The organism is Streptomyces sp. CA-179760 (assembly GCF_050937045.1).
In the GTDB taxonomy this organism is placed as follows: domain Bacteria; phylum Actinomycetota; class Actinomycetes; order Streptomycetales; family Streptomycetaceae; genus Streptomyces.
Window position 1 is genome coordinate 3,286,271 of the sequence record NZ_JBNJLZ010000001.1, and the last position, 24,489, is coordinate 3,310,759.

The following is a 24,489-nucleotide window of genomic DNA, read 5'->3' on the forward strand; positions in this document are numbered from 1 at the left end:
TCGGGGGCGATCGTTCCCTCGATCGGCACGCATATGCCAGAAAAGTCTGGGAGCGGCACCCCCAGACTTCGCTCGCCCCTTCGCGCTTTAGGCGCGACCCGGGAAAAAGATCTTCACTTCTCGCTCGGCGGACTCCTCCGAGTCCGAGGCGTGGATCAGGTTCTCTCGGACGATGACGCCGTAGTCGCCGCGGATGGAGCCGGGCGCGGCGGCGATCGGGTCGGTCGGGCCGGCGAGCGCGCGCAGCCCCTCGATGACCCGCTCACCCTCCACGATCAGCGCCACCACCGGGCCGGAGGCCATGAACTCCACCAGCGGCTCGTAGAAGGGCTTGCCCTTGTGCTCGCCGTAGTGCTGCTCCAGCGTGTCCTGGTCCAGGGTGCGCAGCTCCAGCGCGGTGATCCGCCAGCCCGCCTTGCGCTCGATGCGGCCGATGATCTCGCCGGTCAGGCCACGACGGACGGCGTCGGGCTTGAGCAGGACGAGGGTGCGCTGGGTCACGACGGGCTCCTTATGCGTCAAGGTTTTACGGAAAGACGAGATTACCCGGCGTGTCGGGGCGCTCGTTACGCAGCGTCAGGTGTGGAGGAGCCCGAGGGACCCGCCTGGGCCGCGAATCTCGCCTTCGCCTCGTCCACCTTCCGCCCGTAGTGCACGGACGCCCACCACAGGGCCGCGAAGATCGCGCCCAGGAAGAACATGATCGGCACGACGAAGCCCGACACGATGAGCGCGAGCTGCAGCACCCAGCCGAGCACGACCCCGCCGGGGCGCGTCACCAGTCCGCACAGCACCAGGCACAGGAACATCGCAACACCGCTGACCGTCCACACCGTCGCCATGGACAGATCGGGATCCTTCATGGCGACCAGACCGGCGAAGCCGATGACGAAGAACTCGCCGATCAGGGTCGAGGAACAGAGCGTACGCACGGGTCTCAGCCCTTCCCCAGGAGCAGTCGGGCCTCGCCGACCGTGATGACGGAACCGGTGACGAGCACACCGCCGCCCGCGAACTCGCCCTCCTCCTCGGCGAGCGTGATCGCGGCCTCCAGCGCGTCGGGCAGCCGCGGCTCGACCTGGACGCGGTCGTCGCCGAACACCTCGACGGCGATACCGGCCAACTCGTCGGCGTCCATCGCACGGTGGCTGGAGTTCTGCGTGACCACGATCTCGGCGAACACCGGCTCGAAGGCCTCCAGCAGCCCCCGGACGTTCTTCTCGCCGCTCGCGCCGACGACCCCGATGAGGCGGCTGAACTGGAAGGCCTCCCCGATCGCCGCGGCCGCCGCCCGGGCACCCGCCGGGTTGTGGGCGGCGTCGAGCACCACGGTGGGCGACTTCCGCACGACCTCCAGCCGCCCCGGCGAGGCGACGGCCGCGAACGCCTTGCGAACCGCGTCGATGTCCAACGCGTCGGCCCGCTGCGCGCCGACCCCGAAGAACGCCTCGACGGCGGCGAGCGCGACGGCCGCGTTGTGCGCCTGGTGCGCGCCGTGCAGCGGCAGGTACACCTCGGGGTACTCGCCGCCCAGGCCGCGCAGCGTCACCAGCTGCCCGCCGACGGCCACCTGGCGGTCGACGACGCCGAACTCCAGCCCCTCGCGGGCCACGGTCGCGTCCACCTCGACGGCCTTCTTCAGCAGCACCTGCGCCGCGTCGACAGGCTGCTGCGCCATGATGACCGTCGCACCCTGCTTGATGATCCCGGCCTTCTCCGTGGCGATCTCGGCGTGCGTGGAGCCCAGCCGGTCGGTGTGGTCGAGGTCTATGGGCGTGACGACGGCGACGTCACCGTCGATCACGTTCGTGGCGTCCCAGGAGCCGCCCATGCCGACCTCGACGACGGCGACGTCCGCGGGTGCGTCGGCGAAGGCCGCGTAGGCCATGCCGGTGAGCACCTCGAAGAAGGACAGCCGGTACTCCTGCTGCGCGTCGACCATCTCGATGTACGGCTTGATGTCCTCGTACGTCTCGATGAACCGCTCGGCGGAGACCGGGGCGCCGTCGAGGCTGATGCGCTCCGTGATCGACTGCACGTGGGGCGAGGTGTAGCGGCCGGTGCGCAGCTCGAAGGAGCCGAGCAGGGCCTCGATCATGCGGGCGGTGGAGGTCTTGCCGTTCGTCCCCGTGATGTGGATCGAGGGGTACGACCGCTGCGGCTCGCCCAGCACGTCCATCAGCGCGGCGATACGGCTGACGGAGGGCTCCAGCTTGGTCTCGCCCCAGCGCGAGGCGAGCTCTGTCTCGACCTCGCGCAGGGCCTTGTCCACCTCGGGGTCGGCGGGCCGGGCGGGGATGTCGGCCTCGGGCGGGCCGCCCTGGGTGCGGAGGGTTCGGCTGCCGGCTTCGATGACCGCGAGGTCGGGGTCGCGGGTGGTTTCCTCCGCGATGATCTCGTCGAAGTTGTCGAGGGGGTCGGGCTGGTCGTCGCTGTGGTCTGGAGGGAACTCGCTCACGGGGCCCAGTCTACGGAGACCGACTGACATTGTTCGCTGTGGGCGGGTGCGGGCCCATGCGGGCTGGTCGCGCCCGCGCGGCGGAGCCGGACATCGATAATGCCCCGCGCGCGGGCGGCTCCGCCTCACCCCGCGGTACGGAGCCCCTCTGGGCAGGTGCCCCGAGCCACGTGTGAGGCCCCCGGCCTGACAGCTCCGGGGGCCTCAACACCGTACGAACCCTTACGCCTGCGGCAGCCTCTCCAGCTGCGCCTGGATCCGGGTGATGTCCTCCTCCGCCTTGGCGAGGCGGGTGCGGATCTTCTCCACGACGTGGTCGGGGGCCTTCGCCAGGAACGCCTCGTTGCCGAGCTTCCCGGTCGCCTGGGCCTTCTCCTTCTCCGCGGCGGCGAGATCCTTCGCGAGGCGCTTGCGCTCCGCCACGACGTCGATCGTGCCGGAGAGGTCGAGGGCGACCTCGGCGCCGGCGACCGGGAGGGTCGCCGTGGCCGTGAAGGCGTCGCCCTCCGGCTGGAGCCGGAGCAGCTGCCGGATGGCCGACTCGTGGGTCGCGAACGGCGTGCCGTCGAGGGTCAGCCGGGCCGGGACCCGCTGGCCGGGCTGAAGCCCCTGGTCGGCACGGAAGCGGCGGACCTCGGTGATGACCGACTGGAGCGACTCGATCTCCTGCTCGGCGCCCTTGTCACGGAAACCGCTGTCGCTCGGCCACTCGGCGATGACGACCGACTCGCCGCCGGTGAGCGTGGTCCACAGGGTCTCGGTGACGAACGGAACCACCGGGTGCAGCAGCTTCAGCGTGACGTCGAGGACCTCGCCGAGGACCCGCTTGCTGACCTCGGCCGCCTCGCCGCCCGCCTGGAACGTCGTCTTGGACAGCTCGACGTACCAGTCGAAGACCTCGTCCCACGCGAAGTGGAACAGGGCGTCCGAGAGCTTCGCGAACTGGTAGTCCTCGTAGAAGGCGTCGACTTCGGCGACGACCGTGTTGAGGCGGGAGAGGATCCAGCGGTCGGTCGACGACATCGCGGACGGCTCAGGCAGCGGGCCGTCCACCGTCGCGCCGTTCATCATCGCGAAGCGCGTCGCGTTCCAGATCTTGTTGGCGAAGTTGCGGGAGCCCTGGACCCAGTCCTCGCCGATCGGGACGTCGACACCGGGGTTGGCACCGCGCGCGAGCGTGAACCTCAGCGCGTCGCTGCCGTACTTGTCCATCCAGTCCAGCGGGTTGACCGCGTTGCCGAAGGACTTCGACATCTTCTTGCCGAACTGGTCGCGGACCATGCCGTGCAGGGCGATGGTGTGGAACGGCGGGGTGCCGTCCATCGCGTACAGGCCGAACATCATCATCCGGGCGACCCAGAAGAAGAGGATGTCGTAGCCGGTGACCAGGACGGAGTTCGGGTAGAACTTCGCGAGCGACTCGCTCTGTTCGGGCCAGCCCATCGTGGAGAACGGCCACAGACCGGAGGAGAACCAGGTGTCGAGGACGTCGGTGTCCTGGCGCCAGCCCTCGGCTTCGGTGCCGGGCGGCTCCTCGTCGGGGCCGACGCAGACGACCTCGCCGTTCGGCCCGTAGAAGACCGGGATGCGGTGACCCCACCACAACTGCCGTGAGATGCACCAGTCGTGGAGGTTGTCGACCCAGTCGAAGTAGCGCTTCTCCATCTCCTGCGGATGGATCTTGACGCGCCCGTCGCGGACGGCGTCGCCGGCGGCCTTCGCGAGCGGACCGACCTTGACCCACCACTGCATGGACAGGCGCGGCTCGATGGTGGTCTTGCAGCGCGAGCAGTGGCCGACGGAGTGGACGTAGGGCCGCTTCTCGGCGACGATCCGCCCTTCGGCGCGCAGGGCCGCGACGATCGCCGACCGCGCTTCCAGCCGGTCCAGGCCCTGGAAGGGGCCGTGCGCCGTGATGACCGCGTGCTCGTCCATGATCGTCAGGGCCGGGAGGTCGTGGCGCCGGCCGATCTCGAAGTCGTTCGGGTCGTGCGCCGGGGTCACCTTGACGGCGCCCGTGCCGAACTCCGGGTCGACGTGCTCGTCGGCGACGACCGGGATGGAACGGTCGGTCAACGGCAGCTTGACCAGCTTGCCGATCAGGTGCTTGTACCGCTCGTCCCCGGGGTGAACGGCGACGGCCGTGTCACCGAGCATCGTCTCGGCGCGGGTCGTGGCGACGACGATGGTGTCGTCACCGTCGCCGTACTTCATGGAGACGAGCTCGCCGTCGTCGTCCTGGTACTCCACCTCGATGTCCGAGATGGCCGTCAGACATCGGGGGCACCAGTTGATGATGCGCTCGGCGCGGTAGATGAGCTCGTCGTCGTAGAGCCGCTTGAAGATGGTCTGGACGGCCTGGGACAGGCCCTCGTCCATGGTGAAGCGCTCACGGGACCAGGCGACGCCGTCGCCGAGGCGGCGCATCTGGCCGCTGATCTGGCCGCCGGACTCGCCCTTCCACTGCCAGACCCGTTCGACGAAGGCCTCACGGCCCAGGTCGTGCCGGGACTTGCCCTCCTTCGCCAGCTCCCGCTCGACGACGTTCTGCGTGGCGATGCCGGCGTGGTCCATGCCGGGCTGCCAGAGCGTCTCGTGACCCTGCATGCGCTTACGGCGCGTCAGCGCGTCGATGAGGGTGTGCTCGAAGGCATGCCCGAGGTGCAGGCTGCCCGTGACGTTCGGCGGCGGGATGACGACGGTGTACGGCGGCTTGTCGCTCTTCGCGTCCGCCTCGAAGTAACCCCGCTCTACCCAGCGCTCGTACAGCGGCCCCTCCACGTCGGCCGGCGCGTACTGGGTCGGCAGGTCGGTGCTGGGCGCTGGTGGCTGCTGCTGAGCGTTCTCGGTCACGGGGGTCAGTTTAGAGGTGTCACTCCCCCGTCCCGAAACTCGTTTCGCTTTGTAACGGCGGGGACCCCGATGCCATGCACACGACGGGTCTGCGCCAGGATGTCCGGAACACATAAGCATCTGGAGGGGAACCCAGAACATGAGCTACAACCAGCCGGGCCCGTACGGCGGGCAGCAGCCTCAGCAGCCCGGTCCGTACGGCCAGCCGGGCCCGTACGGCCAGCCGCCGCAGGCCCCCCAGCCCGGCTACGGCTACCCCCAGCAGGCCCCTCCGCCCCAGCCCGGTTACGGCTACCCGCAGCAGCCCCCGCAGGGCGTCCCGCCCCAGCAGCCCGGCCCCTACGGCCAGCAGCCCCCGTACGGCCAGCAGCCGCCCTACGGTCAGCAGCCCCAGTACGGCGTCCCGCAGCCCCCGGCGCCGGGCGGCGGCAAGAAGAAGACGGGCATCATCCTCGGCGCGGTGGCCGTGGTCGCGGCCCTCGCCGTGGGCGCGTACTTCGTGATCGGCGGCGGTGGCGGCCTGGAGGACGACGGGCCGCACAAGATCGCGACGCCGGCGAAGGTCCTCAGCGAGTACAAGCGCACCACGAAGGACGGGCAGACCGCCGGAAACGCGCCGGAGTTGGAGCAGAGCGGCGTCAAGGGCGCGAAGACCGCGGCGGGGCTCTACACCACGGTGGACCTGAGCGACTACGACCCCGACGACCCGTCGTCCGCGGCGAAGATGGCGTCGGCCAAGACCCTTACGGTGGCGGGTGCCTACGGTGAGATCTCCGACCCGGAGGCGACGCTGGACCTGTTCTTCGCCAACTTCAAGAAGTCGTCCGAAAAGGAGGCCTCGACCGGTTCCGGCAAGCCCGAACTGATCGGGGAGCCCGAGGAGGCCGACCTCGACGGCGCGGCCATGAAGTGCCAGTCGGCCAAGTCACAGGACCAGCTGAACAAGAAGGAGAAGATCAACTGGTTCTGCGCGTGGGCCGACTACAGCACCATCGCCATCGTGTCGCCGGCTGAGGCCGCGCAGGGCGTCACCAAGGACGTGGCGATCGACCTCACCACCAAGGTCCGCGCGGAAGTCCGCGTCAAGGCCTGACGCAGCAACGACGAAGGCGCCCGGCACAAGCAGTGCCGGGCGCCCTTTGCATGCGGTGGGTGACTAGGCGGTCTTCTGCTCGCCCGGCCCGCGTCCCCGCGCATCCCGCGGAATCAGCGTCGGGTTCACGTTCGACTGGACGACGTCCGCCGTGATGACGACCCGGGCCACGTCCTTGCGGGACGGGACCTCGTACATCACGCCCTGGAGGACCTCCTCCATGATGGCCCGCAGGCCACGCGCGCCGGTCTGGCGGAGGATCGCCTGGTCGGCGATGGCCTCGAGGGCCTCGCGCTCGAAGTCCAGCTCCACACCGTCGAGTTCGAAGAGGCGCTCGTACTGCTTGACGAGCGCGTTGCGCGGCTCGACGAGGATCTGCAGCAGGGCCTCGCGGTCCAGGTTGTGGACCGAGGTGATGACCGGGAGCCGGCCGATGAACTCGGGGATCATGCCGAACTTGACCAGGTCCTCCGGCATGACCTCCTGGAACTGGTCCTTGGACTCCATCTCGCGCTTGGAGCGGATCTGCGCGCCGAAGCCGATGCCCTTGGCACCCGCCCGGGACTCGATGATCTTCTCCAGGCCGGAGAAGGCACCGCCCACGATGAACAGCACGTTCGTCGTGTCGATCTGGATGAACTCCTGGTGGGGGTGCTTGCGGCCGCCCTGCGGCGGGACCGAGGCCGTGGTCCCCTCCAGGATCTTCAGCAGGGCCTGCTGGACGCCCTCGCCGCTCACGTCGCGCGTGATCGACGGGTTTTCACTCTTCCTCGCGACCTTGTCGATCTCATCGATGTAGATGATCCCGGTCTCGGCCTTCTTGACGTCGTAGTCGGCGGCCTGGATCAGCTTGAGGAGAATGTTCTCGACGTCCTCGCCGACGTAACCCGCCTCCGTCAGCGCCGTGGCGTCGGCGATCGCGAAGGGGACGTTCAGCATGCGCGCGAGGGTCTGCGCGAGGAGGGTCTTCCCGGAGCCCGTGGGGCCGAGGAGGAGGATGTTGGACTTCGCCAACTCGATGGCGTCGTCACGGCCGTTCGCCCCGCCGTTCTCACCGGCCTGGACGCGCTTGTAGTGGTTGTACACCGCTACGGAGAGCGCCTTCTTGGCGGCTTCCTGGCCGACCACGTACCCCTCGAGGAACTCGTAGATCTCGCGGGGCTTCGGGAGTTCCTCCCAGCGGACCTCGCTGGTCTCCGCGAGCTCTTCCTCGATGATCTCGTTGCAGAGGTCGATGCACTCGTCGCAGATGTACACACCAGGCCCTGCGATGAGCTTCTTGACCTGCTTCTGGCTCTTGCCACAGAACGAGCACTTGAGCAGATCGCCGCCGTCACCGATGCGTGCCACGGTGTGCTTCCCCTTCGCCTGGGAGACGACTGGACGTCGACGTCCAGCGGCTCCTGGTGCAGCCTTATGTCCGACGGTACCTTGCCGGGCCCCTCGTTCGGGCCCCCCTTGGCGCGGTTCACTTTGACGTGCACCGTGCCAAACCGTGCCAAGGGGCGGCAGACGATACAGCCTCTCGCCTAGCGCAGGCTCGAGTTGTCCATCTTCCGGGTGCTGATGACCTGGTCGATCAGGCCGTAGCTCAGCGCGTCCTCGGCCGTGAGGATCTTGTCGCGCTCGATGTCGTCACGGATCTTCTCGACCGGCGTGGTGGAGTGCTTGGCCAGCATCTCCTCCAGCTGCGAGCGCATCCGGAGGATCTCGTTCGCGGCGATCTCCAGGTCGGACACCTGACCGCGGCCGGTCTCGCTGTACGGCTGGTGGATCAGCACGCGCGCGTTCGGCAGGGCCATGCGCTTGCCCGGCGTACCGGCGGCCAGCAGGACGGCGGCGGCGGAGGCGGCCTGGCCCATGCAGACCGTCTGGATGTCCGGCTTCACGTACTGCATCGTGTCGTAGATCGCGGTGAGCGCCGTGAATGAGCCGCCGGGGCTGTTGATGTAGACCGAGATGTCACGGTCGGGGTCCATCGACTCCAGGCACAGCAGCTGCGCCATGACGTCGTTGGCGGAGGCGTCGTCGATCTGGACGCCGAGGAAGATCACACGCTCCTCGAAGAGCTTCGCGTACGGGTCGTACTCGCGGATGCCCTGGGAGGTGCGCTCGACGAAGCGCGGAATGATGTAGCGGGACTCGGCCTGCGGGCCGGTGTAGCGGCCCTGCGAGCCGTTCATGTCCTGCACGGCGTTCATACGGTCGTAGATCCCGCTGCCGGGGAACTGGTTCACGGTGTCTCCTGAGAAGGGCTGAGGCGGTCGGCTGGGGCTGTCTGGGGTCGCTGTGGGGCCCGGGAGGGCTCCGTGGGCCTCACGGGGCGCCACAGGCCCCGTGGGGACCTCTCAGGCCCCGGTGCCGCCGCCGCCCGGCATACCTGCGGCCGTCGTCATCACGTCGTCGATGAGGCCGTACTCCTTGGCCTCGAAGGCGTCGAACCAGCGGTCACGGTCCGAGTCGCGGGTGATCTGCTCGATCGTCTGGCCGGTGTGCTGCGAGGTCAGCTCGGCCATGCGCTTCTTGGTGTGCAGCAGCCGCTCGGCGTGGATCTTGATGTCCGAGGCCGAGCCGGCGAGGCCGGCGGAAGGCTGGTGGATCAGGATCTCGGCGTTCGGCAGCGCGAAGCGCTTGCCGGGCGTGCCCGCGCTGAGCAGGAACTGACCCATCGAGGCCGCGAGGCCCATGGCGATGGTCACCACGTCGTTCTTGATGTACTGCATGGTGTCGTAGATCGCCATACCGGCCGTGATCGAACCGCCGGGGCTGTTGATGTACAGGTAGATGTCCTTCTCCGGGTCGGAGGCAAGGAGCAGCAGCTGTGCGGTGATCTTGTTGGCGATGTCGTCGTCGACCGGCTGGCCGAGGAAGATGATCCGCTCGTTGAGCAGCCGGTTGTAGACCTGGTCTCCGAGGCCACCACCGATGGAAGGGTCGCCGGCGGCTGAGGGCATCAGATTCGTCACGTATCCACCTGCTCGTCTTACGACGGCGCCGGGCCGTCTCACGTTTCCCTGCGGGGCTGGAGCCGTTCGCAGACTCCACTGCCCTCGTATTCATGGACCCTAACGCGCGGGTCCCTTCGGGGAATCCCGGAGATGGGAGTGTTCGCCGGGGGCGTAGCGCGACGGGCTCCGCCGGGGGCCGTACGGTCGCGCCGTGAGTGGGCCTTCTGGTCGGCGGCTGCGGGCCGGCAGGGGCTTGTCGCGCACTCCCCGCGCCCCTGAGGCGCGCTGCCCCCGCGGGTAGCAAGAAGGCCCTGGGGTTCGTACCCCAGGGCCTTCCTTAATGACCTAGTCGGTGCCGGGGGCTCAGCCCTCGGTCTTCTCCTCGGTCTTCTCCTCGGCGGCCTCGGCCGGGCTCTCCTCGGTGGAGGCCTCGGTCTCGTCCTCTTCGTCGTCCAGGTCGACGACCTCGCCGTTGGTGTCCTTGACCGCGGCCTTCTCGACCACGACGGCCAGGGCCTTGCCGCGGGCGACCTCGCCGACCAGGAGCGGAACCTGACCGCCCTCGACGACGGCCTGGGCGAACTGGTCGGGGGACATGCCGGAGGAGGCGGCGCGGCGCATGAGGTGCTCGGTGAGCTCCTCCTGGCTGACGTTCAGCTTCTCCTGCTTGACGAGCTCGTCGAGCACGAACTGCGTCTTGATGCCCTTGACCGCGGCTTCCTTGGTCTCGGCGTCGAACTCCTCGGCCGTCTTGCCCTGGATCTCGAGGTACTTCTCGAGGTCGAGGCCCATCTGGCCGAGCTGGTGGTGCTCGAGGTTGTGCTTGCGGGTGTTGACCTCGTCCTCGAGCAGCTTGTCCGGGACCGGCACCTCGACCAGCTCGAGCAGCTTCTCCAGGACGCGCTCCTGGGCCTGCGTGGCCTGGTCGTACTGCTTCATGTTCTCCAGGCGCTTACGGCTGTCGGCCCGCAGCTCCTCGATGGTGTCGAACTCGGAGGCGAGCTGCGCGAACTCGTCGTCCAGCTCGGGCAGTTCACGCTTGGCGACCTGGGTGACCTTGACGGTGACCTCGGCCTCCTTGCCGGCCGCCGAGCCGCCCTTGAGCTCGGAGGTGAAGGTGGCCTCGCCACCGGCCTCCACGCCCTTCACGGCGTCGTCGATGCCTTCCAGCAGCTCGCCGGAGCCGATGGTGTAGGAGACGCCGTCGGCGACGCCGTCCTCGAGGACCTCGCCCTCGACCTTGGCCTCCAGGTCGATCGTCACGACGTCGCCGTCCTCGGCGGCACGCTCGACCGGGGCGGTGGAGGCGAAGCGCTCACGCAGCTCCTCGACCGCCTTGTCGACGTCCTCCTCGGTGACCTCGACCGCGTCGACCTCGACCTCGATGCCGGAGTAGTCCGGGATCTCGATGGAGGGACGGATGTCGACCTCGGCGGTGAAGTTCAGCGTCTCGCCGTCCTTCAGCTCCGTGATGTCGACCTCGGGCTGGCCCAGCGGGTTCAGCTCGGCCTCGTTGACCGCGTCGGTGTAGAACTTCGGCAGCGCGTCGTTGACGGCCTCCTCCAGCACCGCACCGCGGCCGAACCGCTGGTCGATGACCCGGGCCGGGACCTTGCCCTTGCGGAAGCCCTTCACCGTGACCTGCTGGTTGATCTTCTTGTACGCCGCGTCGAGGCTGTCCTTGAGCTCCTCGAAGGGCACCTCGACAGTGAGCCGAACCCGAGTCGGGTTCAGGGTCTCCACGGCGCTCTTCACGGTTCGGTCTCCTTGTGGCTGACTGCTTGGGTTCTGCCGGGGCCAGAGCGGCCCGGCGGATTTCGCCGCCCGGAGACTTCAGACGCTGAGACACACGGGCGTGCAGCTTGCATAGTAACGGCAGCGACTACACCGCCCAAAAGGCGATCACATGAGCGACCGGGAGACGATCACCCGAGAGGACTCGAGATGGCTCGAGATGGTCGGATGACTGGTCGGGGTGGCGGGATTTGAACCCACGGCCTTCCGCTCCCAAAGCGGACGCGCTACCAAGCTGCGCCACACCCCGTCTGGTGCGACACGTAGGGTACATGGCGCAAGGCCGTACGGCCGCCGCATTTCCGCTGCGTCTGCGCCCGGGAGGTCCGGATCCGAATGCGGTGTGCGACGAGGGCGCACAACCCGCTACGATGCTTTCGTGCCGCGGTCACCCGACCTGCGGCGCGCACCGTGCGGGCGTAGCTCAATGGTAGAGCACTAGTCTTCCAAACTAGCTACGCGGGTTCGATTCCCGTCGCCCGCTCCATACACATCAGGGCCAGGTCAGAGGATCATTCCTCCGCCTGGCCCTGATCGTTTCCCGGGGGCGTGTTCAGTCCGTCGTGTCCCCCGCGTGCCCCTTCCGCTTTGGATCTTGCTTCTTCTTGGTCTTCCGGCCCTTGTCGACGAGGGCGCTCAGAGCGTCGGCGATCAGCCGGTCACGTTCGGCGCTTGCGTGCTGATAGATCAGCGCGGCACGGGCCGTGCTGTGACCCATGCGTGTCATCAGCTCACGCGTGCTCGCCCCCGTGGAGGCCGCGAGAGTGTTGCCCGTGTGCCGAAGATCATGGAAGTGCAGGCCCTTGATCCCGGTCTCATCGCACGCCTTCTGCCACAGCCGGTTGAAGTGGTTGCGGCGGGGAGTCGCCCCCTTGGCGCCGAGGAAGACCCGGCCGTCGGCACCGGGCTCGGCGTACCGCTCCAGGTGGTCACGGATGTCAGAGATGATCGCCGCCGGGATCGACACCGTGCGCTTGCCCGCAGCGCTCTTGGGTGCCTTGATCTCACGCTGCCCGTTGAACAGCTCGGCGACGGCTCGGCGGACACGTACGGCCCCGTGGTCGAGGTCGATGTCCCGGCGGTGCAGGCCGATCAGCTCACCCCAGCGCAGGCCGAGGAATCCGGCCATCAGCACGAGTGCCCGGTAGCGGGGCTGCATGGCGTCGGCCAGGTCGTAGACCTCCTGCACGGTCGCGGTCGGCCGCTCCGGGGTGTGCACGGTGCTGGCGCCCTTGATCGTGCACGGGTTGCGCCTGATCATCTGGTCGGCGACGGCCGTGCCCATGATCGCGCGCAGCAGGGCGTAGGCCTTGGCGACCGTGGTCGGGCCGGTGCCGGAGGCGAGCTTGTCAGCGCGCCAGCGTCGCACGAGCGGCGGCGAGATCTCCGCGACGTTGACGGCCCCGAAGGCGGGTTCGAGGTGGTGACGCAGGAGCGAGCCGTAGAGCTGCCGAGTCGTGGTGGTCAGCTCGCGTTCCTTGATCCAGGCAGCGGCGTACTCACCGAACGCCACCTTCCCGGCGTCGGGGTCGTGCCAGTCACCGCGCCGCAGCTCTGTCTGCTTGTCGGCGAGCCAGTCATCGGCGTCCCTCTTGGTGCGGAACGTTTCCGGCGCAGGCCGGAGCTGCCCATCGGGGCCGAGGTAGCGAGCCTGATAGCGACCGGACGGGAGCTTGCGGACCCGGCCGAAGTGCCGGCGCTTCTGTGCCATCAGGCAGCCACCCCCCGAAGTACTGCTGTACGCCGCCGCGGCTGCACCGTGTTGGCGTCGATGAACTCGCGAACCGCGCTCTCGGGGATCCGGACGTGACGGCCCACCTTCACGTAGGTGATGCGGCGCTCTTCTATCAGGCGCCGGGGGAAGCGCACCGTGGTGCCGAGGACCTCGGCGACCTGGTCGACGCTGAGGTATCGCTCATTCATGGTCGGGCTGTCCTTCCTGGCGCAGGTCTGCGAGGGCTTGTCGGGCGGTTTCGCGGTTGAGCTGGAGATCGCGGGCGATGGTGGCCGCCAGGGCGGATTCGCCGGGGGTGTGGCCGTGTCCGGCGTACTGCCAGTCAGCAAGGACCAGGACGGTGTCGGGCTCGCGGTCGTCCAGGCCGAGGGCGGCGTGTTCCTGGGCGGCGCGGTAGTCGGCGCGGGCCTGGCGGAGGGCGCCGAGGGTTGTGGAGTAGCGGCGGGACTTGGAGGAGAAGTGGCCGCGGAAGCCGAGCATGTGTGCCCAGGCCCACAGACGCCGGTCCGGGTAGAGCGGGTCGAGCTGCTTGCAGGCTTCGATGAGGCGGCGGGTGTGGTCCGGGACCTGGTGGCGGTCGAGCTCAGAGAGTTCGCCTATGCGGCGGTCGAGGGTGCCGGTGTTCTCGGCGGCCTTGGTGGCGTACTTGGCCACGTAGGAGGCGACGGCCTGTTCGGTGATGTCGGAGCCATCGCCGAAGGCCTTCACGGGCCGGACGTCCAGCTGGGTGCCCCAGCGGAAGGTGCGGGTGGGCTGGTCCTCGGCGGCCGGGACGGAGACGGACGTATAGGAGTGCGCGGCAGCGGCGCGAATGGCGTCCGCGAGGAGGTCGACCGTGGCCCAGGACGGCGGGGCGGTCTCGGGTCCGTCGGCGCCGTCGATGCGGATCACGGCATGGAAGTGCAGGGCGCCCCGCTTCTGGAACTCGGCGACCTTGCCGTAGGAAAGGCGGGCGCACTCCTTCAGCTCGCGCTGGGTGATGCCGGCGCGGGCAGCGATCTCGCGGCGCAGTCGGTTGGTGAAGCGCTGCCAGAGCTGCCCGGCATGGTTGTTGAACAACACCGCCCCCGCGTACTCGTACGTGGCCGGATCGAGGGCCGTTCCGAGCGCGGCATCGTCGGCAGCGTGGCGGACACCGCAGCGGCAGACACCTCGGTCGGGCCGGTTGTGAACCGGGCCGAACGACGGAGCGGTGAGGGTGGCGAAGACGCGCGGGTGGTCGCGGACGCTGGCGGGGATGTCGCGTCGGTCGTCTCCGGCCAGGCCCGCCCGGATCAGGTGGTAGGTGTCGCCCGCGTAGGTCCAGGCGCAGGACGGGCAGCGGGAGGCACGGCGGTTACCGCATGCGACGCGGAGACGTCCGCCCGGCTCGCTCTCGGTGCTGTACCGGTGCAGGGTCTCGCCGGTCGTCCTGTCCTTGGCGAGGGTCCAGCCGGTCAGGTGGATGGGGTCGGCGCAGCCGCCAGTGCGGCGAATCTGCTCGTGCCAGCGGTCGAAGTCGGAGGCCGAAGCCACCCTCAGCAGGTCGCCGAGGGTGGTCGGGTCGAGCAACGTGTCAGGCACGGGCGCCCTCCCGAACGGGGCGGGGCTGGACGGTGCCCAGGCCGTGGCAGGCCCGGCAGTCGACGGCGATGGTGCGCAGGTGGCCGTGTCGGTCGCGGCCGCCGGTGGTGATGGCGGCGGAGGCGTGGCCGTCGCAGTTCGGGCAGATGCGGGGCGCGGGTGCGGTGCGGTCGGTCATGCTGGGGATTCCTTCCGGTTGCGAGATCGGACAGGGACGGCGCCCGGAGCGGACGAGACTTGGCGGTTGAGGCCGCTCCGGGGGCCGGTCAGCGCCGCTTCATCTCCGAGGCGAGCAGCGAGCGCAGGACAACGGCGCAGACGGCGACCGAGACGCCGGTGATGGCGACGGCCAGGAGCATGGAGACCAGGACGGCGCCGACGACCAGGACCACGGCGGTGCCGCCACCGACGAGGGCGAGTGCGGTGCCGGGGGTGAGCTGCACCGTGGGCCGGGACGAGGTCGGGGACACCGGGGCGGGCGGTGAGACCTGACCGGCCGGGACGACGGTGGTCGACTCGACCACGACAGGCGGCGTGACCTGGCCGGTCGGCGTGGGCATGGTGGGGACCTTCGGGCGGAACATCGGTGGTTCTCCCTTCCGGGGCGGTTACTTGACGACGGTGTCGATGGCGGGGGTCAGGACGCTGTCGGCGAGGAGGAAGCCGCCGAGCAGCAGGACGGCGATGAGCCAGGCGGGCGGGCGGATGAGCTTGACGCCGAGGTAGCCGACGACGAGCAGGGCAAGCCAGAGCGGTACTTCCATGGCGGAGGGCCTCCTAGCGGACGCGGCAGCGGTGGGTGCGGGCGGCGAGCTGGGCGGCGGACTGGCTGGAGTAGTCGGAGGACCAGCCGCAGCGGTCGGCGGTGCACACGGCGGCGTACTTGGTCTGGCCGTGGCGGTCGCGGTGGGTGCCGATCTGCACCGGGCCGATGCGCATCACGGAGTGGAAGTGGTCGCGGGCGGGCATGTCAGTCGGTCTCCTTGCGGGTCAGGGCGGGGTCGGGGAAGGCGGCGCGGATACCGGCGGCGGTGGCCGGGTCGGCGGTGCGGCGGGCGGCTTCCTCGGCGAGCAGGTGCGCGAGGAGGGGCCGGTTCGCGGCGGTCATCTCGCGGGCGGCGTCGAGGTGGTCGGCGGCGGTCAGGTCGGCCGGGTCGTTGGTCATGGCGTGTCTCCCGTCGAGGTCAGGCGAGTTGGGCGGCGATGGCGTCGGCCAGCTGGGGCGGGACGCCGAGGCGGGCGCGCAGGGTGTCGGTGTCGATCGGCGTACCGGTGCGGGAGCGGTGGTCGTCGGCGACCTTCCGGGCGTGGTCGACCAGCGCGGCCGGGACCGGCACAGCCGGGGCGGGCTCGGCGGCGGGAAGGGCGGGGGTGTCGTCGACCGCCGGAACCAGCTCAGGCACAGGATCTGGTTCGGTCTCGGTAACCGGCTCGGGTTCCGGATCGGTCACCGGGGCTGAGGGTGCCGGCGGATCCGGCACCCGGTCTGTGGCGGAGTGGGCGAGGAGCGTTCCGCCCATGAAGGCCAGTGCGGGCCAGGCGGCGACGAGGATGCGCAGCCAGGCCGGGACGTGGTCGAGGTCGAGGAGTCCGGCGGTAGCGACGTTGGCGCCGAGGGAGGCGACCAAGGCGATGACGAACCAGCACCAGGCCAGCCGGGACGGGCCGTCCGAGCGCAGCCGTCGCCAGGAGGCGACCAGGAGCAGGTCGACGCTGATCGGGTAGGCCCAGGCTTTCCAGCCGTCCTGTCCGGCAGCGGCGGCAAGGTCGTGCAGGTGGGCGAAGGACAGCGCCCCGGCGATGACGGCCTGGACCAGGACGGCGTCGACGCGGAGAGCGGGGCGGGTCATCACGGTTCCTTCCTGTCGTGAGGCATGGCGGGGGTAGGGACCTGGCGCGAAGCGGTCGCGCCGACCGGTGGGACAGGGAGGGTCAGGCGGTGGCGGGGGCTGTCTTGGACAGCGGCACCCGGGCCGAGGGCAGTGAGCCAACCGCGGGGCGGTAGGCGGCCAGGGCGGGCACGTCGGGGGTGCGGTCGGCGTACCTGTTGCAGGTGTTCACGGCCTGCCGCAGCGAGGTGTGCGGGGCGCGGATACGGTGCCAGCCACCGGTCGAGTCACCGGCGATCGCGATGCCGCGTGTCTCGGCGGGTATCTGGATGGCGGCCAGGACGGCGTCCGGGGAGATGTCGCCGAAAGCCATGTTGGCGCTCGTTTCGTCGTTGACGCGGTGGGCGGTGCGGCCGGTGAGCTGGGCTCGCAGCATGGTGATGCCCTTGCCGAGTTCGGACCCGAAACGCTGCCCGCAGATCTCCAGGTAGATGCCGGCCGCGCGGCCGAGCTGGGCGAGACGGACCAGCGCGGTAATGATCCGGTCCCGGCGCTTCTCCTCCTCCTTGCTGGCGAACAGGGCGAGTTCGGCAACCTCGTCGACCAGGACCACGACCGGCACCGGCCTCAGGTCCTTGCGCAGGTCCCAGATGTCGGCGGCGATCTCCGCATCCGGCACCGCGACACTGATGCGCTGCTCTGCCCGGATCAGCTGGTAGACCTCCCCCATGTGCTCAACCAGCGCTTCCAGCAGCTCCAGTGCAGCGTCCGGGTTGTCGGCCAGAGCGGAGAACCGGCGTGCCAGCGGGAACAGCTCCACCCCCTGTTTGCAGTCGATACCGACCAGGGCGACGTCCATCGGGGCGAGTCCAGCCACCAGGTTGCGCTGGTAGACGGACTTGCCGGACTCCGTCGCCCCGAGGGTCAGGCCGTGCGGGACGGCGCGGTAGTCGCGGTAGTGCACCGAGCCGTCCTCCCGCAGCGCGACCGGAACCCGCATCGGACGCGTGTCGGTCTTGGCAGGCATCTGGACCTGCTTGAGCACGTCGTAGCCGGTCATCCGCACCTCAACGACGCCGGAGCGGATTTCGCGGGAGGTCACTCCGTACATCCCGAAGGAGTGGCGCAGCCGGTCCGTGGAGGCCGCCACGTCGAATGCGTCCTGGCCGGGCCGGAGCTTGAGCCGGAGGACCAGACCGGTCCGAGTCGGGCGCAGTACCAGGATGCGCGGCGGGCGGGACTCAGGAACTGGCCGGTTGGCCACCCGGGCCAGGGCCAGGCGCCAGCGGGAGGGCGGGACCGTCAGGCCGCAGGCGTCCATGACCGAGGCGTAGCGGACCAGGACCCGCAGCGTGGCGAGGATGACGCCGAAGGTCAGCCAGTACCAGGCGGGGCGCCGCCACCGCAGGAGACCCGCAGTGGCGACGACCAGCACCAGCGCGACCGTGAACCAGGTCATGGTCAGGCCGCCTTGGACTTCGTGTCAGCGGCGGCCAGGGAGGTCACGGCGACCGCACGGAACGCGATCCCGTGGCGCTTCTGCCCGTTGAATTCGTTCTCCCACGCCGAGGCGACCAGGCCCGTCAGGGCGACCGGGGTACCCATGGTCAGGTCCTCGGAGACGCCGGGCTGCGGAACGGTCAGCTTGAGGATCTCCACCTCGTCCGGCGTGGAGAACATGACCTCCACGGTCATCAGGGTCACGCCGTCCTTGTCGAGGGCGATCTCACCGGTACGGCGGTCCTTGACCTTGGGCTGCGGAGCCTTCGCCACCATGACGGTCGCGTTGGCGGTGTCGACGGGAATCTGACGCATGGTCTGTCTCCTGAATCTGGAGGGGTGTTCGAACCGACGGAAGCGCCGGTGAGATCAGGAGACCGCGAGAGGCAGTGGACGTATCACGGTCCGTATGGACGTTTAGGGACGTCTGAGTTATCGTCAAAACGTCCCCGAGAAGTCCTACGAGAGGGCAGCCATGGCGAACGAGCGTCTGCGCGCGGCGATTTCAGCGAAGGGCGAGACCATCCAGTCCCTGGCTCAGCACGTCGGGGTCGACCCCAAGAGCGTGGAGCGCTGGATCACGACCAACCGCACGCCGCACCGGGGACACCGCTGGAAGGCCGCGAGCTTCCTCGGCGCCGATGAGGTCTACCTGTGGCCGACCGTCGAGAAGCAGGCCGAGTCCGCCAGCACGTCCGAGCTGATCACGTACTACCCCCACCGGGGCGCGGTTCCGGCAGCGCTGTGGTCCTCTCTGATCGAAAGGGCGAAGGACCAGGTGGACATCCTCGTGTACGCAGGGCTGTTCCTCTTCGACAACCACCCGGACCTGCCGGACCAGCTGGCGGAGAAGGCTAAGGCCGGGGCCCAAGTTCGCGTTCTGCTTGGCGATCCCGACTCGGAGATGGTCCGCCAGCGCGGTGAAGAGGAAGGCATAGGGAGTGACCTGGCTGCACGTGCCCGGATCACGCGGCGCTACCTCGAACCGGCGATGACGACGCCCGGCGTCGAAGTCCGGTTGCACGACACGATCCTCTACAACTCGATCTACCGGTTCGATGATGACGTCCTGGTGAACCCGCACGTACTCGGAGCACCCGCCGGGCAGAACCCCGTGCTGCACTTCCGCTACATCCCGGGCGCCCGCACGTTCCGGCACTACATGCGCAGCTTCGACTACACCTGGGAACGCGGGCGGCCCGCGTAGGTAGGCACCGACACGTTGAAGACCGGGGCTGCGGGTGCCGGCGGAACCGGCACGTGGTCTCCGGCCGACGATGAGCGTGCGACGCTGGAGTCATGGCCCGAGTCGACTACTTCAACGATCCGAACGCGCCGAAGGCGAACAGCATCGTGCCGTCCGTAACCGCGGTGGCCCTCAACGACGCTGGGGAAGTACTGCTGATCCACAAGACGGACAACGACCTATGGGCCCTGCCCGGCGGCGGGGTCGACGTCGGCGAGTCGGCACCCGATGCGGCTGTGCGGGAGACCAAGGAAGAGACCGGGTTCGACGTCGAGGTGACGGGCCTGGTCGGCACCTACACCAACCCGGCTCACGTCATGGCGTACGACGACGGCGAGGTCCGCCAACAGTTCTCGATCTGCTTCCGAGCAACCATCGTCGGCGGCGAGCTGCGCACGAGCAGTGAGAGCAAGGAAGTGGCGTTCGTGCATCCCAGTCGGCTGGACAGCCTGAACATCCATCCGTCGATGCGAATGCGGATCGATCACGGCCTGGCTGACCGCCCTGGGCCCTACGTCGGTTGATCACCTAGGCGAGCGAGCGTCCGCCCGACAGCGGCGCCGAGGTACGGCCGCGCCTTGCTGATCGCGTTGTGCACCTCGCTACCCGGCTCGTAGCGCTCCAAGATCTCATCAATGCGGCTGTCGAAGACGAAGGACTGACCGGCCGGGCCGGTCGTCATGTCCGCGTAGATCAGCGCGTCCAGGACCGGGGAGTCCTCTCGGTCGTACGCCGCCAGCTCGGCGGTCAGGCCACGCTGCTCGGCCTCGTACACGGCGCCGGAGTGATGAGCGACCAAGCGCACGAGCCGGGAGGGCGCACCGAGCGTCTCCAGATGCCGCGCACCGTCGAGCGGATGAAAGCCCGTGTCCCGCAGTTCGGGGGCGTAACCGATGTCATGCAGCCACGCGGCAGCGACGAGCAGATCGCGGTCACCCTCGGACACTGCCGCCGACGCTTCGCGAGCACGAGCCGCTACGGCCTGAGTGTGCAGCCAGCGATTCCCGAGGGGAGGCAACAGCGACTCGGCCAGCTCGGCCGCTCCTTGAGGCGTGTCTAGAGCAGAGGACATAGATCGCACGGTAACCCAGTGGGCAAGCAGCCGACAGCCCCGGACCGGCGACCCCAGGGATCATGACGCGGTAAGACTTTCCCTACTTCATCAAGGCCCGCGCACGGCGCGGGCGCGCGCCGCCTCTGCGGCGCGGCCTGCCTCCTGTCTGCGCCCCGGCTGGCCGCGCCCGGCGGCGCGCTACGTGCAGCGGGCAAGGAGGGACGTCACCCGCGGGCACAAGATGATGCCTCCGGCGGGGGATCGGCCGGCACCGGGATGGAGGGGGCGCCGTTCCCGACTGCGGGTCCGTAGTGGCGTGCGCGGGGTGCTCCCATCCCGTCCACCATCGACCCAGGCAGAGCCGAGCAGACGCGGCCCATGGCGTCCAGGTCGTTCGTACAGTGGCGCGCTCCACCTGGACGCCATGAACCACGCCCGCTCCACGGTGTGTGGGTCGACGGCGGACGGGATGGAAGCTGGGGACGGTGGTGGGGAAAGGCGGCAGGGAACATGCTTGGCCGCGATCACTTGCCCCGAGCCATACCGCCGACCTTCATGACGTGGTAGAGGCTTCCTTATGGATCAGGGAGCAGCAGCCGTGATAGCTGGAGTGGCAGGGATGATCGGAGCTCTCGGCGGTGCGTTGGCAGGAGGCATGGCGGCTGTTCGAGGCGCGAAGATCGGTGCGCAGACGGCGGCAGCCGCAAGTCGGCAAGTAGTAGAGGACCAAGCAGAGGCCGATCACGCACACTGGCTGAGGGAGCAGCAGCAACAGTCTTACGGCAGTCTGCTCAGCGAAGCGCAGAACTTCAGACGAGCGGTGCAAACCCTCACCACTGCGTTGTTCATTGATCACTGGCGTGAGAGCCAGTTGAGCGAGGTCAACGAGTGCGCGCGGCGAGTTCAAGAGGCTGGCAGCGCTGTTGCCTTGCTGGGGCCTGACCCTATGCTCCGTGCTCAATCGATGATCACTGACCGCTGTCTTCGGCTGGAGGAGATGTTCCTCGAATCGTTCGCAGACCACTCGACTGATCGTGACGCAATCAGCGAGGCGACTGACGCCTTCGACCAGGCATCCGAGCGCTTCGTAGCTACAGCTAGACAGGTCCTCAGTGGTCGGCCGGGATCTGCCATATTGGGCAGCGGGTGAAGTCCGGCAGCTTGTCAAGGCCACCTCGGCGCCTGACATCAGCGGCTGACACCAACAGGCACGAACAGCAGCAGTTGGTGCCGGGCCTCAGCGAACGACCAGCCAAGGCACAGGAGCAGTTGACCGACATCGCAGAGCCGCCATGATCGACCTGATCAGGATGAGGCCAGACCCCAAAGCTTGTACGAGACGGCTCAGAGCACTGCGTGAGAGCCGAGCAGGGCTCGGGGCGGGCTGGGAGGCGCGGGGCGACCGAGAACGCCGCAGAGAGCCACACGTGCCCCCTGCGTGCCCGATAAGGGAGTACCGCTCGGGGAACAACGGGGAGTCGCGGCAACTAGACCAGAAACACGCAGGTCAGCGTTTCGCCAGGTCATAGCGCGTCCTGATACGCGATCTTCCAAACTAGCTACGCGGGTTCGATTCCCGTCGCCCGCTCTGATCGGCTCGGGCCCGGTTCTTCGGAACCGGGCCCGAGGTGTTTTCGCCGGTGTTCAGCCGGTGTTCAAGGTCACCGGTGTTTCAGGGGTCTCAGAGGTCTCAGAGGGCGCGTACGTCCACCGTGTAGACGGAGCGGATGCCGTACGGGACGTACAGGGCGTCGCCGACGAGGACGAGCGGGGCGCCCGAGGTGACGAGCATGCTGTCGGTTCTGCCGCCGTCGTCGCGGCCGTCCCGGGTGGCGTCGACAGCGCCGCTGCTCGTGTCCAGGGCGGCCAGGCGGCCGCTCGGGGACGCGAGGTACACATGGGTGGCGGAGGCGGTCGGCGGCCCCGGCTTCTCCACGGTGGAATTGGATTCCCACAGCGTCCGGCCGGTGCTCGGCGAGACGGCGCGGACGCCGCCGCTGTCCCGTGTGAAGTAGACCGTGCCGCGGACCAGGTACGCCTGCGCGTCCTCGGGCCGGGGCTGGGCGAGGCGGCGCACGGTGAGCACGCGCGAGGAGACGTCGATCAGGGTCAGGCCGCGGTCCGCGGCGAAGGTGTCCGCGAGGACCAGGCGTCCGTCGTGCTGGCCGAGCAAGTACTGGGTGCCCTTGGCCTCGACGGTCCAGCGCGCCTTTCCGGTGGCCGGGTCGATCTGGGAGACGGTGGTGCGGGAGGCTCCGTTCTCCGACAGGCCGATCGCGCAGACGAGATAGGCACGGTCGGCCGCCGAGCGCAGCAGGCAGTCGGCCGGGGCCTTGGGTCCGTCCGGCTTCGGGCGTTTCCAGCGGACGTCGCCGGTCTCGGCGTCGAGCAGGGCGTAGTACTCGCCCGCGGGGCCGTAGAAGGTGACGACACCCTCGGGGACAGCCGTGGCGGCGTCCTGCGTGCTGTCGGGGACGGACGCCGACTCGCCGGTGCCCGTTTCGGTCCGCCAGAGCTCCTTGCCGGTGTCGGCGGCCAGGGCGTACGCCGTGTAGCTGAACCGGGGGCCGGCCGTCGTCTCCCCCTCCTCCGCCTCATAGGCGTAGACGTGACTGCCGGTGGTGCCGATGAGCGCGCCCTGGCTGCTGCTGGAGGAGCCGTCGGGTGTGGGGTCGACGGACCGGCCCCAGGTGGTGCGGCCGTCGGCGAGATCGAAGCGGGTCGCCATGAGGCCGGAGCCGGCGCACACGAGGGAGGTGGCGACGGCGGCGCAGCCCGCGAGAGCGCTGCCGGCGCCGCCGAGGAGGCGCTCGCTGCCCTTGGGGGCCTTCGCGGCGGTCGCCCAGGACTTCCAGCCGTCGGGGAGGTCACTGGGGGCGGCGACAGAGGGGCCGGGGTCGCTGTCGCGGGAGAGGGCGTCGCTGAGGACCACGGTGGTGGCGGCGAGGACGGCGGCCACGGCCGTCCCGGCCGCCGCGGTGAGGAGGTAGCGGCGTCTGCGGCCGCCGCGCGGCGCGGCGGGCTCGGGCGGCGGGTCGGCGAGCGGGGTGTCACGCTGCGGCGAGGCCGCGGGGACGCTCCGGGACGGAAGAGGGATCGATTCCTCGGCAGCCGGGGCGGGACGGCCGGGCCTCCGTCGCGCAGCAGGGTCAGGAGTTCGTCGGCGGTCACGCGGGACTTGGGGTGCTTCTCCAGACAGAGGCGCACGAAGGGGAGCAGTTCGTCCGGTACGCCGTCGAGGGCCGGTTCGCCCTCGACGACCCGGACGGCCGTCTCGTAGGGGCTCGGGCTGTCGAAGGGGCCGCGGCGGGTGGCGGCGTAGGCGAGGACCGAGCCGAGGGAGAAGATGTCGGCGGCCGGGCCGACATCCTGCGGGGAGGAGAACTGCTCCGGCGACATGAAGGGCGGGGTGCCCATGACGCGGCCGGTCTGGGTGAGGACGTCGGCGGCGGCGAACTCGGCGGCGCGGGAGATGCCGAAGTCGATGACGCGGGGGCCGTCCTCGGCGAGCATCACGTTGGCCGGCTTCAGATCGCGGTGGACGACTCCGGCGCGGTGGATGTCGCGCAGCGCCTCGGCGAGGCCGGCGGCGAGTTCACGCAGCCGGGGCACGGAGAGCGGGCCGTGCTCGCGGACGTGGGTGCCGAGGTCCGCTCCCGGTATGTAGAGCGTGGCCATCCAGGGGCGCGACGCGTCGGCGTCCGCGTCCACGACCGGGGCCGTGAAGGCGCCGCTGACCTGTCGGGCCGCGGCCACCTCGCGGCGGAATCGGGCGCGGAACTCGTCGTCGTCGGCGTACTGGCCGTGCACCACCTTGACGGCGAGGCGCCGGCCGGAGGCCGAGCGGGCCAGGTAGACGACACCCATGCCGCCGGAGCCGAGGCGGTCCTCGATGCGGTAGCCGCCCACCTCCGCGGGGTCAGAATCGCGCAGCGCCATCCCCGTACGTTCCCCCCGTCACGCACCGTCCCGTCGGGAGGAGAGTAACCGCACGCCCCTCCGGCCCGTGGCACCGGCCCGGGAGGGTGCTCCCGGGCCGGTCAGAAGCTGATGGAGTTGACCGTCTCCGCTATCGAGTTGAGGAAGCGCTGGATGGACGGGGCCATGCCGGTCGAGGCGAGGAAGAAGCCGAAGAGGATCGCCACGATCGCTGGGCCCGCCTTGATGGATCCCCCTCTCAGCAACACCACAAGGATGATCGCCAACAGCAGCACCACAGACAGTGAAATGGCCACAACTGATCACACCCTTGGTCGGTCCGCTCTCCCGGCCCGGGGGCGCGCCTCGGCACACCCCCGCCAGAACCATCGTGCCACCAACGCGGCCGGGCTATGCGGCCGGTGACGCATCGACCGCACCCGTGTCGTCCGGGCCTGTGTACGTCGCGTGCGGGAGGGGCCCGACGGCAAGGAGTCG

The 24,489-nt window shown here is 69.4% G+C and carries 26 protein-coding genes, 2 tRNA genes and 1 pseudogene; 5 read left to right on the top strand and 24 right to left on the bottom strand.

The annotated features are described in order from the left end of the window. Positions 1–87 precede the first annotated feature (87 nt). The 4 genes from ndk to ACQEV8_RS14700 form a co-directional block, all read right to left on the bottom strand. On the bottom strand, positions 88–501 hold the full coding sequence (ndk, locus tag ACQEV8_RS14685; RefSeq protein ID WP_184592637.1) for a nucleoside-diphosphate kinase: 414 nt from the start codon (positions 499–501) through the stop codon (positions 88–90). 65 nt (positions 502–566) lie between these two features. Then, positions 567–932: a DUF4233 domain-containing protein gene (locus ACQEV8_RS14690; RefSeq protein ID WP_432960245.1), complete on the bottom strand. Its 366-nt coding sequence runs from the start codon at positions 930–932 to the stop codon at positions 567–569. A 5-nt stretch (positions 933–937) separates the two neighbouring features. Beyond that, positions 938–2,488, bottom strand: coding sequence for a bifunctional tetrahydrofolate synthase/dihydrofolate synthase (gene folC / locus ACQEV8_RS14695; protein ID WP_432960247.1), 1,551 nt, complete (start codon positions 2,486–2,488; stop codon positions 938–940). A 192-nt stretch (positions 2,489–2,680) separates the two neighbouring features. After that, a complete protein-coding gene (locus ACQEV8_RS14700) occupies positions 2,681–5,311 on the bottom strand; it encodes a valine--tRNA ligase (protein WP_432960250.1) in 2,631 nt (876 codons plus the stop codon). Positions 5,312–5,450: 139 nt separating this feature from the next. Between ACQEV8_RS14700 and ACQEV8_RS14705 the strand changes: the two genes are divergently transcribed. Beyond that, a complete protein-coding gene (locus ACQEV8_RS14705; protein ID WP_432960252.1) occupies positions 5,451–6,404 on the top strand; it encodes a hypothetical protein in 954 nt (317 codons plus the stop codon). Positions 6,405–6,467: 63 nt separating this feature from the next. Here ACQEV8_RS14705 and clpX read toward each other — a convergent pair whose 3' ends face one another. From clpX to ACQEV8_RS14730, 5 genes are all read right to left on the bottom strand, one after another. Continuing rightward, positions 6,468–7,754, bottom strand: coding sequence for an ATP-dependent Clp protease ATP-binding subunit ClpX (gene clpX / locus ACQEV8_RS14710; protein WP_062926847.1), 1,287 nt, complete (start codon positions 7,752–7,754; stop codon positions 6,468–6,470). 179 nt (positions 7,755–7,933) lie between these two features. Then, positions 7,934–8,641, bottom strand: a complete 708-nt coding sequence (locus ACQEV8_RS14715; protein WP_432960254.1) for an ATP-dependent Clp protease proteolytic subunit — start codon at positions 8,639–8,641, stop codon at positions 7,934–7,936. Positions 8,642–8,752: 111 nt separating this feature from the next. After that, positions 8,753–9,358 (bottom strand): ATP-dependent Clp protease proteolytic subunit, encoded by a 606-nt coding sequence (locus ACQEV8_RS14720; RefSeq protein ID WP_179879105.1) that lies wholly within the window; start codon positions 9,356–9,358, stop codon positions 8,753–8,755. A gap of 357 nt (positions 9,359–9,715) precedes the next feature. Beyond that, positions 9,716–11,107, bottom strand: a complete 1,392-nt coding sequence (tig, locus tag ACQEV8_RS14725) for a trigger factor (protein WP_432960256.1) — start codon at positions 11,105–11,107, stop codon at positions 9,716–9,718. Positions 11,108–11,319: 212 nt separating this feature from the next. Beyond that, positions 11,320–11,396, bottom strand: a tRNA-Pro gene (locus tag ACQEV8_RS14730). A 163-nt stretch (positions 11,397–11,559) separates the two neighbouring features. Between ACQEV8_RS14730 and ACQEV8_RS14735 the strand changes: the two genes are divergently transcribed. Then, positions 11,560–11,633 (top strand) — tRNA-Gly (locus tag ACQEV8_RS14735). 66 nt (positions 11,634–11,699) lie between these two features. Here ACQEV8_RS14735 and ACQEV8_RS14740 read toward each other — a convergent pair. The 11 genes from ACQEV8_RS14740 to ACQEV8_RS14790 form a co-directional block, all read right to left on the bottom strand. Continuing rightward, the gene (locus ACQEV8_RS14740; RefSeq protein WP_432960258.1) at positions 11,700–12,857 is read right to left on the bottom strand and encodes a tyrosine-type recombinase/integrase; all 1,158 of its coding nucleotides are present in this window, start codon (positions 12,855–12,857) and stop codon (positions 11,700–11,702) included. After that, the gene (locus tag ACQEV8_RS14745) at positions 12,857–13,069 is read right to left on the bottom strand and encodes an excisionase family DNA-binding protein (RefSeq protein WP_432960260.1); all 213 of its coding nucleotides are present in this window, start codon (positions 13,067–13,069) and stop codon (positions 12,857–12,859) included. The genes ACQEV8_RS14740 and ACQEV8_RS14745 overlap by 1 nt, the downstream gene beginning before the upstream one ends. Beyond that, positions 13,062–14,444 (bottom strand): replication initiator protein RepSA, encoded by a 1,383-nt coding sequence (gene repSA / locus ACQEV8_RS14750; RefSeq protein ID WP_432960262.1) that lies wholly within the window; start codon positions 14,442–14,444, stop codon positions 13,062–13,064. The genes ACQEV8_RS14745 and repSA overlap by 8 nt, the downstream gene beginning before the upstream one ends. Beyond that, on the bottom strand, positions 14,437–14,622 hold the full coding sequence (locus ACQEV8_RS14755; protein ID WP_432960264.1) for a hypothetical protein: 186 nt from the start codon (positions 14,620–14,622) through the stop codon (positions 14,437–14,439). Before ACQEV8_RS14755 ends, repSA begins: the two co-directional genes overlap by 8 nt. 88 nt (positions 14,623–14,710) lie before the next feature. After that, on the bottom strand, positions 14,711–15,028 hold the full coding sequence (locus ACQEV8_RS14760) for a SpdD-like protein (protein ID WP_432960266.1): 318 nt from the start codon (positions 15,026–15,028) through the stop codon (positions 14,711–14,713). A gap of 24 nt (positions 15,029–15,052) precedes the next feature. Then, a complete protein-coding gene (locus ACQEV8_RS14765; RefSeq protein WP_432960268.1) occupies positions 15,053–15,208 on the bottom strand; it encodes a hypothetical protein in 156 nt (51 codons plus the stop codon). Positions 15,209–15,221: 13 nt separating this feature from the next. Further along, positions 15,222–15,413: a mobile element transfer protein gene (locus tag ACQEV8_RS14770; protein WP_031108984.1), complete on the bottom strand. Its 192-nt coding sequence runs from the start codon at positions 15,411–15,413 to the stop codon at positions 15,222–15,224. A 1-nt stretch (position 15,414) separates the two neighbouring features. Beyond that, positions 15,415–15,609: a hypothetical protein gene (locus tag ACQEV8_RS14775; protein ID WP_432960271.1), complete on the bottom strand. Its 195-nt coding sequence runs from the start codon at positions 15,607–15,609 to the stop codon at positions 15,415–15,417. A gap of 19 nt (positions 15,610–15,628) precedes the next feature. Continuing rightward, entirely contained in the window at positions 15,629–16,294 is a 666-nt protein-coding gene (locus tag ACQEV8_RS14780; RefSeq protein ID WP_432960273.1) for a DUF2637 domain-containing protein, read from the bottom strand. 82 nt (positions 16,295–16,376) lie between these two features. Then, complete coding sequence (locus ACQEV8_RS14785; RefSeq protein WP_432960275.1) at positions 16,377–17,732, bottom strand: FtsK/SpoIIIE domain-containing protein; 1,356 nt, start codon at positions 17,730–17,732, stop codon at positions 16,377–16,379. A gap of 2 nt (positions 17,733–17,734) precedes the next feature. Continuing rightward, positions 17,735–18,088 (bottom strand): hypothetical protein, encoded by a 354-nt coding sequence (locus ACQEV8_RS14790; protein WP_261681690.1) that lies wholly within the window; start codon positions 18,086–18,088, stop codon positions 17,735–17,737. A gap of 160 nt (positions 18,089–18,248) precedes the next feature. On the opposite strand from ACQEV8_RS14790, the gene ACQEV8_RS14795 reads away from it, so the two are divergent. Together ACQEV8_RS14795 and ACQEV8_RS14800 are read left to right on the top strand one after the other, a co-directional pair. Beyond that, positions 18,249–18,980 (top strand): XRE family transcriptional regulator, encoded by a 732-nt coding sequence (locus tag ACQEV8_RS14795; RefSeq protein WP_432960277.1) that lies wholly within the window; start codon positions 18,249–18,251, stop codon positions 18,978–18,980. A gap of 92 nt (positions 18,981–19,072) precedes the next feature. Then, on the top strand, positions 19,073–19,543 hold the full coding sequence (locus tag ACQEV8_RS14800; protein ID WP_432960279.1) for an NUDIX hydrolase: 471 nt from the start codon (positions 19,073–19,075) through the stop codon (positions 19,541–19,543). Here ACQEV8_RS14800 and ACQEV8_RS14805 read toward each other — a convergent pair. Further along, entirely contained in the window at positions 19,531–20,091 is a 561-nt protein-coding gene (locus ACQEV8_RS14805) for an HD domain-containing protein (RefSeq protein ID WP_432960281.1), read from the bottom strand. The two genes, ACQEV8_RS14800 and ACQEV8_RS14805, sit on opposite strands and share 13 nt — an antisense overlap. A 601-nt stretch (positions 20,092–20,692) precedes the next feature. On the opposite strand from ACQEV8_RS14805, the gene ACQEV8_RS14810 reads away from it, so the two are divergent. Beyond that, entirely contained in the window at positions 20,693–21,223 is a 531-nt protein-coding gene (locus tag ACQEV8_RS14810; RefSeq protein WP_432960283.1) for a hypothetical protein, read from the top strand. A gap of 540 nt (positions 21,224–21,763) precedes the next feature. Here the strand turns inward: ACQEV8_RS14810 and ACQEV8_RS14815 are convergent. From ACQEV8_RS14815 to ACQEV8_RS14825, 3 genes and pseudogenes are all read right to left on the bottom strand, one after another. Then, entirely contained in the window at positions 21,764–23,032 is a 1,269-nt protein-coding gene (locus tag ACQEV8_RS14815) for a PQQ-binding-like beta-propeller repeat protein (RefSeq protein WP_432960285.1), read from the bottom strand. 248 nt (positions 23,033–23,280) lie between these two features. After that, a pseudogene (locus tag ACQEV8_RS14820) lies at positions 23,281–24,012 on the bottom strand (serine/threonine-protein kinase); the annotation flags it as partial. Positions 24,013–24,113: 101 nt separating this feature from the next. Beyond that, positions 24,114–24,308, bottom strand: a complete 195-nt coding sequence (locus ACQEV8_RS14825; RefSeq protein WP_142163958.1) for a hypothetical protein — start codon at positions 24,306–24,308, stop codon at positions 24,114–24,116. Between the last annotated feature and the right edge of the window lie 181 nt (positions 24,309–24,489).

Bases quoted from the DNA above. Each gene is read 5' to 3' on its own strand.
- ACQEV8_RS14800 (WP_432960279.1), top strand. From the start codon at position 19,073: ATGGCCCGAGTCGACTACTTCAACGATCCGAACGCGCCGAAGGCGAAC.
- ACQEV8_RS14785 (WP_432960275.1), bottom strand. From the start codon at position 17,732: ATGACCTGGTTCACGGTCGCGCTGGTGCTGGTCGTCGCCACTGCGGGT.
- ACQEV8_RS14765 (WP_432960268.1), bottom strand. From the start codon at position 15,208: ATGGAAGTACCGCTCTGGCTTGCCCTGCTCGTCGTCGGCTACCTCGGC.
- ACQEV8_RS14760 (WP_432960266.1), bottom strand. From the start codon at position 15,028: ATGTTCCGCCCGAAGGTCCCCACCATGCCCACGCCGACCGGCCAGGTC.
- ACQEV8_RS14720 (WP_179879105.1), bottom strand. From the start codon at position 9,358: ATGCCCTCAGCCGCCGGCGACCCTTCCATCGGTGGTGGCCTCGGAGAC.
- ACQEV8_RS14770 (WP_031108984.1), bottom strand. From the start codon at position 15,413: ATGCCCGCCCGCGACCACTTCCACTCCGTGATGCGCATCGGCCCGGTG.
- ACQEV8_RS14745 (WP_432960260.1), bottom strand. From the start codon at position 13,069: ATGAATGAGCGATACCTCAGCGTCGACCAGGTCGCCGAGGTCCTCGGC.
- ACQEV8_RS14795 (WP_432960277.1), top strand. From the start codon at position 18,249: ATGGCGAACGAGCGTCTGCGCGCGGCGATTTCAGCGAAGGGCGAGACC.
- ACQEV8_RS14775 (WP_432960271.1), bottom strand. From the start codon at position 15,609: ATGACCAACGACCCGGCCGACCTGACCGCCGCCGACCACCTCGACGCC.
- ACQEV8_RS14740 (WP_432960258.1), bottom strand. From the start codon at position 12,857: ATGGCACAGAAGCGCCGGCACTTCGGCCGGGTCCGCAAGCTCCCGTCC.
- ACQEV8_RS14790 (WP_261681690.1), bottom strand. From the start codon at position 18,088: ATGCGTCAGATTCCCGTCGACACCGCCAACGCGACCGTCATGGTGGCG.
- ACQEV8_RS14805 (WP_432960281.1), bottom strand. From the start codon at position 20,091: ATGTCCTCTGCTCTAGACACGCCTCAAGGAGCGGCCGAGCTGGCCGAG.
- ACQEV8_RS14780 (WP_432960273.1), bottom strand. From the start codon at position 16,294: ATGACCCGCCCCGCTCTCCGCGTCGACGCCGTCCTGGTCCAGGCCGTC.
- folC (WP_432960247.1), bottom strand. From the start codon at position 2,488: ATGTCAGTCGGTCTCCGTAGACTGGGCCCCGTGAGCGAGTTCCCTCCA.
- ACQEV8_RS14755 (WP_432960264.1), bottom strand. From the start codon at position 14,622: ATGACCGACCGCACCGCACCCGCGCCCCGCATCTGCCCGAACTGCGAC.
- ACQEV8_RS14810 (WP_432960283.1), top strand. From the start codon at position 20,693: ATGATCGGAGCTCTCGGCGGTGCGTTGGCAGGAGGCATGGCGGCTGTT.
- ACQEV8_RS14705 (WP_432960252.1), top strand. From the start codon at position 5,451: ATGAGCTACAACCAGCCGGGCCCGTACGGCGGGCAGCAGCCTCAGCAG.